Origin of the sequence: Rhodobacter aestuarii (assembly GCF_900156655.1) — a bacterium.
GTDB lineage: Bacteria > Pseudomonadota > Alphaproteobacteria > Rhodobacterales > Rhodobacteraceae > Rhodobacter > Rhodobacter aestuarii.
Window position 1 is genome coordinate 1 of the sequence record NZ_FTOG01000013.1, and the last position, 13676, is coordinate 13676.

The window sequence follows — 13676 nt, forward strand, 5'->3', positions numbered from 1 at the left end:
CTGAAACCGCCCGCGCGCCGCTCTGTCAAGGTCGTCACCTTCCGCGAGCCGCGGCCAGCGCTCGTCCCCTCCTCGCGGGTCAATGCCCCGGTTGAACGTCCGGCTCACCGGGCATATGGCAGCACCTCGCTTGGACGAAACCGAGACCGCGGAGGCGACAGAGTGCGTGAAGCTTATCGATATCGTCGGCAGAGAAATGTTCTTTGCGACAGGGGGGCAACAGGACGAAGAGAGAGTGAATTAAAGCGCAGCAATCAGAGGCTCAACGTATTGCTCAGGGAAAACACCGACCTCCTGAAGCGGATTGGCAAATACGCGCAGCCTCACACCACCTTACCCCTCAGTTTGCGCGCAGTGAGGATGTCAGGTGGCGCAGCAATTTGTTGCCGACTTGTGTGAGGGAAAATGCCCGGCCCGAGCGTTGCCATTCACCGATCAAGCCATTGACCATCACCATTTGCGAAATGGCGGCTTCTTCGGCGCTGATATCTGGGGAAAGCTGGCCTGCGTCGCTGGCGCGTTGCATCAAGGTGCGCAGCATCTCGTAGATATTTCCGTTGATCGTTTCACGCCATGGGGCTGTGTCGTCCCCCGGTGTGCCGGATTGCAAGATCAGATGCAGCCTTTGCTGGCGCTCGTTGGTCTCGATCATTTGCAGAAATTCAGAGCCCGTCGCTTCGATAATATCGAGCGGGTCACCCGAGGTCGGTTCGTTTGCAGCCGTTTCTAGGCGCAGCAGTTGCGGGGGTTTGTAGCGCTCATAAATCGCTTTGAGCACATCGGTTTTATCCTTGAAATGCCAATAGATCGCCCCACGTGTGGCGCCGGCTTCGCGGGCCACTTGCTCAAGCGTCGTTTGGGCGATGCCACGCGCACAGAACAACCGTTCGGCAGCGTCGAGAATCCCCAAGCGCGTTTGTTCCGCGTCTGCTTTGCTGCGTCTCACATCACCTCCGGTGCCTAATTTGCCTGTTGTTTCGTCAGTTTTGGCATGGGTCAAGTCTGACGATGGCCTTGCTGGCGTGAGCCCCCTTTACAAACAAACGCGTATGTATGTAAAGGGGGCTAAAATAGCAGGCAAAGGAATCGGCATGCAGCGGGTGGTATGGGAAAAGCGCGGTGCGGTCGTGTCGCGGCGGGTGTTTCTGGCGGGCGCCAGTGCGGCGCTCGCGGGCTGTGCGCAGGTGCAATATGATGCGCCTTTGGCCGTTGCGCCGGGACGGTTTGATGCCAATGCGCCCGCGCGGGCCGACCGGGCCGAGGGCTGGTGGCGCGCGTTCCGCGATAGCCAACTTGATGCGCTGATTGCAGCGGGGGCCGCGCGCAACCTGGATGTGCTGCAAGCGGTCGCCGCAATTGACGAAGCCCGCGCTAATGCGGGTTTGGCGCGCGCCTCTGACTTGCCGCAATTGGCGGGCTCTGCGAGTGCCACGCATGGCAATCCGCAAGGTGCGGGCATGTCCAACACCAGCACGGTTGGGCTGGGCAGCAGTTGGATGTTGGATCTGTTTGGGGCGAACCGTGCCAACCGCAAAGCCGCAGCGGCGCGGCTGGATGCGGCTTATCTCAGCGCCGATGTCGCGCGCCTTACCATGCAGCAGGCGATTGCGCAGGCTTATGCGGAACTTCGGTTCCAGCAAGCCTCCATTGCCCTGACGCGCCGCTCGATTGAAAGCCGCAAGCGTAGCCTTGAATTGACTCGCGCGCAGGTGGACAGCGGCGCGGCTGGCCGGTTGGAGCTTTTGCAAGCCGAGCAATTGGTGGCTGAAGGGGAGGCGCAATTGCCCGCCTTTGAGACCGGCTTCGACCAAGCCTTGGTGCAATTGGCGAGCCTGACCGCGCAAACTGTTTCAAGTTTGCGGCCGTCGCTCCAACGTGGCGCGCCGCAACCGGTGCCGCATTATCGCGCCTCTGTCGGCGTGCCCGCCGACGTGTTGCGCGTGCGCCCCGATGTGCAGATGGCCGAGCGGCTCTATGCCGCCTCGGTCTATGATATTGGCGTGGCGAAAGCGGCCTTCTTCCCCTCGGTTACATTGACGGGGTCAATCACGCCGACCCGCGTGCATGATACCACCTCAATCACGCCGTGGACGCTGGGCCCTGCGCTTGATCTGCCGATCTTCACCGGCGGTGCCAACCGCGCCAATTTGCGCGGGGCTGAGGCGCGGGCGCTTGAAGCCAAACTCGCGTGGGAAGCCGCCGTGCTCAACGCCATTGATGAGGTCGAAACGGCGCTTGCCGCCTATACCCGCGATGGCCGCAATATCGCCGCGCAACGCCATCTGGTCGATACCAGTTCAGAGACGCTGGAATTGTCGCGCACCAACTATTCTCTGGGGCAAGGCGATTTCATGACTGTCCTTGATGCCGAGCGGACCTATCTCTCTGCACAGCAGGGCCTTGCCCAAGCACAGGCGCAGCGCGCCGCCCATTATATCACCCTCAGTGTCGCCGCCGCAGGCGCGCCGAACTGACCCTCTTCCTCAACCGACCCTCCCACAGCGTTTCAGGTTCCCCATGTCCTTCCACAGATCCTCCTTGATCCTTCCCCTTGGGTTTGCGCTTGCGCTTTTGCCCAACGCCCTTTTGGCGCAACAACAGGGCCGTGGCCCTGCGCCCGTCACGGTGATCACCGCCGAGGCCCAAGATTTGACCCTTGATGCCCGCTTGCCGGGGCGTATCAAAGCCTCTACCGAGGCAGAGGTGCGGCCGCAGGTGTCGGGCATTTTGCGCGATCGGTTGTTTGACGAGGGCGCCTCGGTCACCCGTGGCCAACCGCTCTATAAAATCGAAGATGACAGCTATCGCGCCGCCGTAGCCGCCGCCGAAGCCGCCGTGGCGCAGGCCGAAGCGGCCCGCGACTTGGCGGTGCTGGAAGAAAAACGCGCGGTTGAACTTTTCACCAACCGTGCCGGGTCTGAACAAAACCGCGATAGCGCCGTAGCCAGCCGCCAATCGGCCGATGCCGCGTTGCAAGCGGCGCAGGCGCAATTGATGAGTGCGAATATCGAGCTGGATCGCACGACGATCCGCGCGCCGATTTCGGGTGTGATCGGTCTGACGCAAGCCACCACCGGTGCGTTGGTTGCGGCCCAGCAATCGACCGCTCTCACCACGATCCGTGCGCTGGACCCGGTTTATGTCGATGTGACGCAATCCGCGACCGACATTCTGCGCATGACATCGACCCCCGAAGGTCGGGAGATGCGTGCCACGGGTGAGGCCACGCTGATCTTGGCCGATGGGTCGATCTTCCCGCAAAAAGGCCGTCTTGAGGCGGCAGAGCCGCGGGTGGAGCCGACCACGGGCATGGTGACCCTGCGCATGACCTTCCCGAACCCGGATCATGTGCTGCTGCCCGGCATGTATGTGGAGGTGGACCTGCCGCAAGCGCAGGCCAAAGGCGCGTTTAAGCTGCCGCAAAACGCGGTGATGCGCGACCGCTCGGGCGATGCTTATGTTTGGACGGTAGAGGATGGTCACGTTGCCCAGCACAGTGTCGAAGTGGCCGCACCTTCGGGCAATAAATGGATCATCACCGGCGGGCTTGAGAGCGGCGCGCAAGTGATCACCTCGGGTTTCCAAAAAACCGGTGTTGGCGCTCCGGTGCAAGTAGTGCCCGCAGGTGCGCCGGGCGGTGCCCCGCAAGGCGCGCCTGAAGGGGCCGCCCCGGAAGCGGAGGCGCATTGATGTCTCGGTTCTTTATTGATCGGCCCATTTTCGCTTGGGTTATTGCCCTTGTCATCATGGGCATCGGCGCCTTGTCGATCTTGCGGCTGCCTGTGTCGCAATATCCTTCCATCGCCTCCCCGGCGGTTGTGATCTCGGCCACCTATCCCGGCGCTTCGGCGGAAACTGTCACCGACACAGTGGTGCAGGTGATCGAAAAGCAGATGACCGGCCTTGATGGGCTGCGCTACATCCGCTCGGACACCACCTCAACCGGTCGCGCCACGATCACGCTGACCTTTGAACTGGGCACCGACCCAGACATTGCGCAGGTGCAGGTGCAAAACAAACTGGCTCAAGCCGAGGCCAGCCTGCCGCAATCGGTGACGCGCCAAGGGGTGACGGTGGCAAAATCCACCACCGGCTTCTTGATGGTTGTCTCGCTGATTTCACCGGACCATTCGCGCTCTGGTGTGGAGCTGGCCGACTATATGACCTCGTCGATGGTCGAGAGCTTCTCGCGGCTTAAAGGCGTGGGCTCGGTGCGGGTCTTTGGCTCTGAACATGCGATGCGTATCTGGCTCGATCCGCGCAAGCTCAAAGCCTATGACATGGCGCCTGCAACGGTGATTGCCGCTGTTCAGGGGCAAAACGCGCAAATCTCGGCGGGCTCTTTTGGGGCGCTTCCTGCGCCCGAGGGGCAATTGCTCAACGCCACCATCACCGCACAATCGCTGCTGCAAACTCCGGCGGATTTCGAGCGGATCGTGCTGCGCGCTGATACCGATGGAGGGCTTGTGCTGTTGCGCGATGTCGCCCGGGTCGAATTGGGCGCAGAGATGTATGAGATTGAGGCGTTCCACAATGGTGCGCCCTCGGCCGGTATGGCGATCCAGCTGGCTTCTGGCGCGAACGCGCTTGATACCGCCAAGCTGGTGAAAGCGCGGATGGCGGAATTGGCGCCGTTTTTACCCTCGGGCATGGATTACGTCATCCCCTATGACACCACGCCTTTCGTGACGCTCTCGATTGAAGAGGTGGTGAAAACCCTCTTTGAGGCCATCGTGCTGGTGGTTTTGGTGATGCTGCTCTTCTTGCACAATGTGCGGGCGACGCTGATCCCAACCTTGGCGGTGCCGGTGGTGCTTTTGGGGACCTTTGGCGTGATGGCGGCCTTTGGCTTCTCGATCAACACGCTCACCATGCTGGCCATGGTGCTTGCCATCGGGCTCTTGGTCGATGACGCCATCGTTGTGGTGGAAAACGTCGAGCGGATCATGGGGGAGGAACATCTTTCTCCGCGTGAGGCGACGCGTAAGTCTATGGGCGAAATCTCGGGCGCGCTTGTTGGTATTGCCATGGTGCTTTCTGCCGTGTTCGTGCCGATGGCGTTCTTTGGCGGTTCGACCGGGGAGATTTATAAGCAGTTCTCGGTCACCATCGTCTCTGCCATGGCGCTTTCGGTCATTGTGGCGCTTGTTTTCACGCCTGCGCTTTGCGCGACGCTGCTGAAGCCCCATTCTGAGGCCAAGGGCGGTTTTGCGAACTGGTTTGGCGACCGGTTCGAGCGCCGCTTCACCCGCATCACTGGGGGTTACGGCGGGATCGTGAAATGGGTCGTGTCGAACCCGGTCAAAGGGCTCATCGTCTATGCCGCGCTGGTGGCGGGGATGATCGCGCTTTACGAACGCACGCCGACATCGTTTTTGCCTGATGAAGACCAAGGCGTGCTGATGACGCTGGTGCAAACGCCTTCGGGGACGACGGCGGCGGAAACCAAAAAAGTCGTGCGTCAGGTCGAGGCCTATTACCAAAACGCAGAAGCGGAAAACGTCGAATCCGTCTTCTCGGTTGTGGGCTTCTCCTTCGCGGGGCAGGGCCAGAACATGGCGATGATGTTCATCAAGCTCAAAGACTGGTCTGAGCGTGTCGGCCCGCAAAACGGGGCGGAGGCCATCGCTGGCCGTGCCTTTGGGCCGTTGATGGGTGGCATCAAAGAAGCGATCGTGATCCCGATCGTGCCGCCGCCGGTTTTGGAACTGGGCAACTCGAACGGGTTCACCGCCTTCTTGCAGGCTCGGACCGGGCAAACGCATGAAGAACTGCTCGCCGCGCGCAACCAGCTTTTGGGCATGGCATCGCAAAGCGATCTGCTGCAAGGCGTGCGCCCCAACGGGGTGGAAGATGCGGCCCAGTTCCGGCTCGATATCGACTGGGCGAAAGCCGGTGCCGTTGGCCTGACCGCGGCGGATGTGGGCGATTTCCTCAATACGGTCTGGTCGTCTTCCTATGTGAACGACTTCTTGAACGAGGGCCGGGTGAAACGGGTCTATGTGCAGGGGGAACCCTGGGCACGCTCGACCCCCGCCGATTTCGCGCTTTGGCGTGTGCCGAATGCGAATGGGGATTTCGTTTCGCTTTCGACTTTTGCCGATGAGAAATGGGTCTTCGGCCCGCAGCAAATCGTGCGCTACGATGCGCTTCCCGCGATGGAGATCCAAGGTTCGCCTGCGGCGGGGGTTTCCTCTGGTGCTGCGCTTGAGGAAATGGAGCGTTTGGCTGCGCAACTTCCGCCCGGGTTCTCGCTGCAATGGTCGGGGCTCTCGCTTGAGGAGAAAGAAGCGGGCAATGGTGCGATGCTGCTTTATGCGCTGTCGCTGGCCACTGTGTTCCTGTGCTTGGCCGCGCTTTATGAAAGCTGGGTGATCCCGATTGCGGTGATCGTGGCAATGCCGGTGGGGATCATCGGGGGCCTGATTGGTGCGTGGCTTGGCGGGCAGGCGAATGGTGTCTACTTCCAAGTGGGTCTGCTCACCGTGGTGGGCCTGACGGGTAAGAACGGGATCATGATCGTGGAATTTGCCCGTGAACGGATGCGGAGCCTTGGCGAAACCGGGCTGCAAGCGGCGGTCGAGGCCGCGAAACTGCGGTTCCGTCCGATCTTGATGACCTCGCTCGCCTTCAGCTTGGGGGTCGTGCCGCTGATCTTGTCGACCGGTGCGGGTGCCGGGGCGCGCGAGGCGATTGGCTACACCACCTTCTTCGGGACTTTGTCGGGGACGGGGCTCGCGATCTTCTTCGTGCCGCTCTTCTTCCGGCTGGTGGATGCGCTCTTCGGGCGCCGTAAAGCGAAAGCGACAACCGCCTAAGGCCATGACATCGGGTTGCGTTTCGGCGCGACCCAATCGACCAAACATCAAGGCGCCCGAGTGGTTCGGGCGCCTTTTTCAGTGGGTGTGCAAGGGAGTGGTTTCCGCATGGGAGGCCTCGTGCAGATAAAAAGACGGCGGTGGTTTGCACCACCGCCGCCCGTTCGACCCAGCCTTGGGGGGGAGCCGGATCAATACCGGATCATGACCGATTTCAGTTCGGTGTAGTTCTCGATGAAGGCAGAGCCGTATTCGCGGCCAATGCCCGAACCTTTGGCGCCACCAAAGGGAACTGAAGGGTCCACAATCGTGTGCATGTTCACCCAAACCGTGCCCGCTTCGACTTGCGGCACCAGCCGCAGCGCGGTCGCCAGATCATGGGTCCAGACCGAGGCGGTCAGCCCATAGGGCGTGTCGTTCATCTCGCGCACGAGTTCCTCTTCATCGTCATAGGCGACCAGCGTGCCCACCGGGCCAAAGACCTCTTCGCGCCATGAGGTGCTTTGCAGCGTTTTCGGGCGGATGATCGTCGGCTTCACGTAGAAACCGGGGCGGTCGAAGGCGGTGCCCCCGGTGACGATTTCATCGCCTTCGGCCCGTGCCGTTTCAAAGGCATCGAGACATTTTTGGAATTGCGCTTCGGTGGCCACGGGGCCGATGCCTGCCTCAAGGTCCAACGGGTCGCCCGGCTGCATGGTTTCAAGCCGCGCACGGATTGCCTCGGCCACGGCATCAATCTGGCTGCGGTGCACCAAGAAACGCTCCGCCGAAGCACAGATTTGCCCGGTGTGCATGAAGCCCGCCTCGATCATCCCATCGACGATTTCTTCAACCTTCATATCCGGCAGGAAGCCCGCGGCGTTCTTGCCGCCCAGTTCAAGCGTCACGTGTTTGAGGTTCGCCTTCATCGATTCCAGCGCCACGATATTGCCGGTGTTGACCGAACCCGTGAGCGAGACTTTCGCAATCCGTTTGTCGGGAATGATGATATCGCCCAAACGACCGGGGCCGTTGATCACGTTCAAAACGCCATCGGGCAGGCCCGCTTCCTTGCCAAGCTCTGCCACACGCAGCAGCGAAAACGGCGTGGGGGAGGCGGATTTGAGCAGCGCCGTGTTGCCGGTGGCAAGCGCCGCGCCGAACTTCCAGACCGGGATCATCACGGGGAAGTTCCATGGGATGATGCCAAAGACCACGCCCAAGGGTTGGCGCAGGGTCATTGCGGTGTAACGCTCTTTGCCAGCCGCCGGGACCGAGGGTTGGATCGTCTCGCCCGAGATTTTCGTCGCCCAGCCCGCATAGTAGCGTAGGAATTGCGCCGCCCAACCGACTTCGATCATCCGTGAAAGCGCAAGCAGTTTACCCGATTGCAGCGTTTCCAACTGGGCGATTTCCTCGCCATGTTCTTCAATCAGATCAGCGAAGCGATACAGAATCCGCTCGCGCTCGGCAGGGGCCGTCTCTGCCCAGGATCCGCGAAAGGCGGCATCGGCGGTGGCGATCGCTTCTTCCACCTCTTGCGGCGTGGCTTGCGCCACGGAGCCAATCACCTCGCCATTCGCGGGGTTTTTGATCTCAATCCGCGCGCCTTTGCCTTCAACCGCTTTGCCGTTGATGAAATGCCCCTGCTGGCGCGCCAAAAAGGCGCGCACTTCGGGAAGGATGTCTTGTTGTGCCATAGTCTTAGTCTCCGGTCTTATTCAGCGGCGATGGCTGCCGTATTGGGCAGGCCGCAAATCAGGTCGCTGGCCTTTTCGGCAAGCGCGATGGTGGGGGCGTTGGTGTTGCCCGAGGGGATATGTGGGAAGGTGGAACTATCCGCGACGCGCAGCCCTTTGATGCCATGCACCCGCAGTTCGGGGTCCACGACAGAGGTGGCCGGGTCTTGGCCAATGCGGCAGGTGCCCACCGGGTGGTAAACCGTCCGCGTCGTGCGCCGCACCCAAGCTTCAAGCCCTTCAAAGTCAGCCGACGACACCGCCGGGTTGAACAATTCGGTCACTTGGTCTTTCAGCGCGGGCTGTTCAAAGAATTTCAGTGCCAGTTGCGTGGCCCGGATCTGGCCTTCCACGTCGCGCGGGTCTTCCAGATAGGCGGCACGGATCCGCGGCAGATCTTCAGGGTCGGCGGAGCGAATTTCGACCTCGCCGCGCGATTTCGGTTGCAAGTGGCCCGTTTTGATCGTGATGCCATGGTCGCGGCCTTTTTGGTTCAGGTCCGGGTCATCCCAAGTGTCGAGTACGGGGAGGAAGTGGAACTGCACATCGGGCCGCCCCGCACCGGTGCTGTCAATAAAGGCAAAGGCTTCCAAAATGGGCGAGGTCAGCACGCCCGAGCGCAGGAAGGTCCATTCAATCCCGTGGCGCAGCGCTTTGAGCCCTTTGTCTTGGCCATAAAGCGAAATCGGGTCCTTGATCGCGGCGTTTACCGACATATGCAGGTGGTCATGGAAGTTGCGGCCCACCGGAAGCTCGGCTTTTTGCGGAACGCCCGCACGGCGCAGCACCTCGGCCGGGCCAAGGCCGGAAAGTTGCAGAACTTTGGCCGAGCCAATCGCGCCCGCCGTCACAATCACTTCATTGCGGGCGTTGGCGGTGACGGTTTTGCCGTGCACCTTGTAGGTGACACCGGTGGCGCGCCCGTCTTCAATCTCGACCCGCTGCACCATCGCGTTGAGTTGCAGCTTCAGGTTTTTGTCTTTGCGGATGCGGCGCAGATAGGTTTGCGCGGTCGAGGCGCGTATACCTTTATGCGTGGTGGTTTGGTAAAACCCAACGCCTTCCGATTGCGCGCCGTTGTGATCGACGATGTAGGGGTAGCCCGCTTGTTGACCCGCGCGGACAAAAGCTTCGCTCAGCGGGTGGCGATAGCGGTTTTCACTGACATGCAGCGGGCCGGCATTGCCATGGTAATCGTTCGCCATGGCTTCGTTGTTTTCGGCTTTTTTGAAATAGCGCAGCATCTCGTCGCCGTTCCAGCCGGTGGCGCCAAAATCCCGCTCCCAAGCGTCGTAATCTTCTTTGTGGCCGCGCACATAGACCATGCCATTGATCGACGAACCGCCGCCCAGCACCCGGCCTTGCAGCACATCCATCGGGCGGTTCTTGGTGGGGGCTTCCGGCTCGGCCATATAGGGCCAAGATTTCGTCGGGATCACGCGGGACATGCCGCCGGGCGCACGAATGAAGAGGTTGAAATCGCTGCCGCCCGCTTCGAGCAGCAAGACGCTACCGCGGCCACGGCTCAGGATGTTGTAGGCGATCACGCAACCGGCTGAACCGGCGCCGACAATAATATAGTCAAAGCTTTCGTTGGACATGTTGAACCCCTTTCGTGCAACTGCGGCACCGTTTCGTGCGGCGAACCGTTGAAGCGAAATTAGGTAGCTTGGCTAATAAATTCCATTTGGTCCTTTTAGCCTCTTGTTGTGCGCAATTGCACACAATGGGGTGGAACCGAAATACAATGGCTTTATTGCCACATCAGCGGTGCTTTTGCGGTGTGCTATGAAAGCTGTCGAGGCACTGACTTGCCAAGATGCACAGTGCGAATTAGCTAGCAAACCTATCGAAATCGGAGAGTCGCAATGCCAAAAATGAGCAAGCGTGAAGACCTTGGGCATCAGCTCATCACCGTCTCGCGGCGGTATCGGCGCGTGATGGACACGGTTTTTGCGGCGCATGGGCTTAGCACGGCCTCGACTTTGCCGCTGCGTTTTTTGGCCCGTGAGGCGCGCCCCTATCGGCAAAAAGAACTCGCCGAGCATCTGGATATCGAAGGGCCGACGCTGGTGCGGGTGCTTGATACGCTTGTGGCGCGTGGGTTTGTCGAACGCGCCGAAGATCCGGTGGATCGGCGTGCCAAGCTCGTTTCCGTCACCGTCGCGGGGCATGCATTCCTGCACGCGCTTGCAGGCCAGCTTGATGCGTTGCGCAACACCATTTTCGCAGGCGTGCCAGAGACCGAGGTTGCCAGCGCGCTGCGGCTTTTGGAGCGGATCGACAAGAACATCGAGGCGCAGGGCAATAAGACCTGAGCCAGCTATGGACGAACTCCCGGCACCGGGTTGCCGGGTCAATTAAGGCAAGAACAAATGACACGAACCCAACTCGGCCAAGCCTTGCGTCTTGGTCTCGCAGCCTGGACGGCCTTTGCCGTGGCCACGGCCCTTGGAATTGAACACGCCTTTTGGGCGTCGATGCCCGTTTGGGTGGTGGCGCAGCCGTGGCGTGGCGTGGTGTTTGAACGCGCGCTTTGGCGGCTTTTGGGCACGCTGATTGGCGGCGGCATTGGCTTGGTGTTGCTAACCCTTTCGCCCACGCCTTGGGTGACGGCGGTGGTGATGGCGGCGCTTTTGGCGCTGGGCGGGGCGCTGACGCACCTTTGGCAAGGCGTGCGCAACTATCTGCCAATGATGACGGCGCTCACCATTGGTGTGGTGGTGATCCCGGCGCTTCTGGACCCGTCAGGCGGTTTTGATCTGGCGATGGACCGGCTCGCCTGCACCTTCATTGGCGGGGTGAGTGTTGCGCTCATCGTGGGGCTGTTCACGCCCAAGGCAGATAGTGCCGGCTTTCGGGCCGAGGGGGCTGCGCTCGCGCAGCGGTTCCCCGAAGTCGCGCGTTTGCTGCTTGATACCCGCGTGCCCACGACCCGCAAGGATGAGGTCGTGGCCGAGGTAATTCATTTGGGGGCCGAGCTTGAGACGAAAGCGCGCCTTGTTGCGGCAGGTTCGCGCGAAGGGTATCGGCGCATGGCGGCGCTGGATGCAATTTTGGCTGCGGGTCTGGCCCTTTTGGAAGCCGCAACGGAAGCCGCGCGCAACTTCCCCACTCGTGAAGCGGCGCAGCGCCTCTTGTCCGATGAACCCGGCACCGGTCCTTTGCCAGAAACCGGCCCCTTGCCGCGCTTGTCGCGGTCACTGGCGGCTCTTGGGGCGGCCATCGAAGAACTTCAATCAACGGCGCCTTCGGGGCGTGATCTGCCGCGCCTTGCGCCGCCAGCAAACCCGACCTTGGCGCTTCGCGGGGCTGTTGTCGCGGCGCTGGCGAGTTTTGCGGGCTCTGCGATGCAGATCTTGGTGGGGGGCTTTGCGATGGAGTTGACCGCCTTTTCGATGGCGATTTTTGCGCTGGTGATGGGGTCTTTGCCGCAACCCAAGCTGATTGCGCCGAAAATGGCGGTGGGTGTCGTGATTGGCGCGGTGACGGGCGCGGCTTATCGGATTGGCTTGCAGCCGCATCTGACCGGTTGGCTTGATCTTGTTATCACGATTCTGCCGTTCATCGCCGTTGGCGCAATTGCCCGTGCGTATCCGCGTACCGCGATCTATGCGCTTGATTATAATATGTGTTTCATGCTCGCCAGTCAGGCGGGCGCGGCACCTGCGCTGACGCCGGATGTAATTCAATCGGCCATCGCGATGACGGTGGGGACGCTGGCAATTGTGGTCTGCTATGTGGCCTTGCCGCGCCCCGGTCCGGCACTGATCGGGCGCACAGAGGCGCGCTTGGCGGCGGATTTGGAGTTGATTGCAAAGCGTTCCGAGCCGATCTCTGCGCAACGGTGGACCGCGATCTGGGGGCGCCGCGTTGTGACCCTGGCGATCGAGTTGGAAAAGGCGGGCGAAGCTTTGCCGCGCCGGGTTCTCCGTTTGGCAAGTGCGGGTCACGCGGCCATCGACAATCGCAAAATTTCGGCCCCGCGCAGCCGGTAAAGCTGCAGGGGGCCGTGGGTCGAATTGGATTGTAGGGGCGGGCTGCTTACAGCCCGCTTACCACCAGGGCGCCACCGCCCAGAAGGGCTTGAACCAGAAGCGCGAGGCTCCAAAACGCGGGGTATTCCCAACCGCCGTTCGTGTTGTTGAACCAAAAGCCGTTTTGACGGTGCGCAAACCAACCCGCACCGGCAATGACCGGGATCAGGAGCAGCGCGGCCAAGCTCGTCCACAGCCCGATGATCAGCGCCACACCGCCCACCACTTCAGCGGCGATTGTCAGATAGGCAAAAAAGCCGGGCAGGCCGAGCGATTGGAAGAAACCCGCCGCGCCTTTGGGCGTGAAGACGAACACTTTCAGCCACGCGTGGGCGAGGAACAGCCCGCCCAGCGAAACGCGTAGTAGAAGAGAAGCAATGTCAATGGCTTGGGTGGAGCCGAAGCCGAAGGAGTTAAGAAGTTCGGTCATGGTCTTTGTCCTGTCTGGCCGCCCGCAGCGGCGTGTTTGATGACCTTGATGTAGCGCCGAACTTAATGCGCTTAAATGGACTTAATCGCGTAACACAATCCACGTTTTGTGCGAAATTTGCGCAGGGAAAAACATGTCTTCCCCGTCCGATAAGGACAGGGGAACTCTCTCCATAAATTGGGGATATGCGCCCGAAGCCGGGATTAGGTGATGGATTCGAGCCGTTCTTTGGACATATCGCCCGGCACAATCGTCACTGGAATCGGTAGGCTACCGGAATTGCGGCTCATCTGCGTCACCAGCGGGCCGGGGCCTGCTTTTTCGGTGCCAGCCCCTAGCACCAAGACGCCAATTTCAGGGTCTTCTTGCACCTGCGCCAAAATCTCGGTCACCGGATCGCCTTCACGGATCACAAGATGCGGGTTCACACCCTGCTTGTCGCGCATCCATTTTGCGAAAACCTCGAAATGCGCCTCAATCGCTTCGCGCGCTTCAGCCCGCATGATATCGGCCACGCCGATCCAGTGCTGGAACTCTTCTGGCGGGATCACCGAAAGAATGATCACCCCGCCATGGGTGTGCGATGCGCGCATAGCGGCATAGCGCATCGCATTTAGGCATTCGCGGGTTTGGTCGAGTACGACGAGAAACTTGCGCATTCGCTCCTCCGAGT

10 protein-coding genes are annotated in these 13676 nt (G+C 61.0%); 5 read left to right on the forward strand and 5 right to left on the reverse strand.

Annotated features, from left to right (window positions below; translation table 11 throughout):
• Window positions 1–340 precede the first annotated feature (340 nt).
• Window positions 341–946, reverse strand: a complete 606-nt coding sequence (locus tag BW967_RS16200; protein WP_076486211.1) for a TetR family transcriptional regulator — start codon at window positions 944–946, stop codon at window positions 341–343.
• A gap of 145 nt (window positions 947–1091) precedes the next feature.
• On the opposite strand from BW967_RS16200, the gene BW967_RS16205 reads away from it, so the two are divergent.
• From BW967_RS16205 to BW967_RS16215, 3 genes are read left to right on the forward strand one after another with little or no spacing between them, the layout of a single operon-like run.
• Window positions 1092–2474 (forward strand): efflux transporter outer membrane subunit, encoded by a 1383-nt coding sequence (locus BW967_RS16205; RefSeq protein ID WP_076486147.1) that lies wholly within the window; start codon window positions 1092–1094, stop codon window positions 2472–2474.
• 43 nt (window positions 2475–2517) lie between these two features.
• Window positions 2518–3690 carry an efflux RND transporter periplasmic adaptor subunit gene (locus tag BW967_RS16210; protein WP_076486148.1) on the forward strand — a complete coding sequence of 391 codons (1173 nt, stop codon included), beginning with the start codon at window positions 2518–2520 and terminating at the stop codon, window positions 3688–3690.
• Complete coding sequence (locus BW967_RS16215) at window positions 3690–6818, forward strand: efflux RND transporter permease subunit (protein ID WP_076486149.1); 3129 nt, start codon at window positions 3690–3692, stop codon at window positions 6816–6818. The genes BW967_RS16210 and BW967_RS16215 overlap by 1 nt, the downstream gene beginning before the upstream one ends.
• A gap of 191 nt (window positions 6819–7009) precedes the next feature.
• Here the strand turns inward: BW967_RS16215 and BW967_RS16220 are convergent, their stop codons facing one another.
• Together BW967_RS16220 and BW967_RS16225 are read right to left on the reverse strand one after the other, a co-directional pair.
• Window positions 7010–8497 carry an aldehyde dehydrogenase family protein gene (locus BW967_RS16220; protein WP_076486150.1) on the reverse strand — a complete coding sequence of 496 codons (1488 nt, stop codon included), beginning with the start codon at window positions 8495–8497 and terminating at the stop codon, window positions 7010–7012.
• Between the two features lie 17 nt (window positions 8498–8514).
• Entirely contained in the window at window positions 8515–10137 is a 1623-nt protein-coding gene (locus tag BW967_RS16225; protein WP_076486151.1) for a GMC family oxidoreductase, read from the reverse strand.
• A 267-nt stretch (window positions 10138–10404) separates the two neighbouring features.
• Here BW967_RS16225 and BW967_RS16230 point away from each other — a divergent pair, with 267 nt between their 5' ends.
• Both BW967_RS16230 and BW967_RS16235 read left to right on the forward strand, forming a co-directional pair.
• A complete protein-coding gene (locus tag BW967_RS16230; protein WP_076486152.1) occupies window positions 10405–10854 on the forward strand; it encodes a MarR family winged helix-turn-helix transcriptional regulator in 450 nt (149 codons plus the stop codon).
• 57 nt (window positions 10855–10911) lie between these two features.
• Entirely contained in the window at window positions 10912–12534 is a 1623-nt protein-coding gene (locus tag BW967_RS16235; RefSeq protein WP_076486153.1) for an FUSC family protein, read from the forward strand.
• Window positions 12535–12580: 46 nt separating this feature from the next.
• Here BW967_RS16235 and BW967_RS16240 read toward each other — a convergent pair whose 3' ends face one another.
• Both BW967_RS16240 and BW967_RS16245 read right to left on the reverse strand, forming a co-directional pair.
• Window positions 12581–13003, reverse strand: coding sequence for a DoxX family protein (locus BW967_RS16240; protein ID WP_076486154.1), 423 nt, complete (start codon window positions 13001–13003; stop codon window positions 12581–12583).
• Window positions 13004–13206: 203 nt separating this feature from the next.
• Window positions 13207–13662 (reverse strand): universal stress protein, encoded by a 456-nt coding sequence (locus BW967_RS16245; protein WP_076486155.1) that lies wholly within the window; start codon window positions 13660–13662, stop codon window positions 13207–13209.
• Between the last annotated feature and the right edge of the window lie 14 nt (window positions 13663–13676).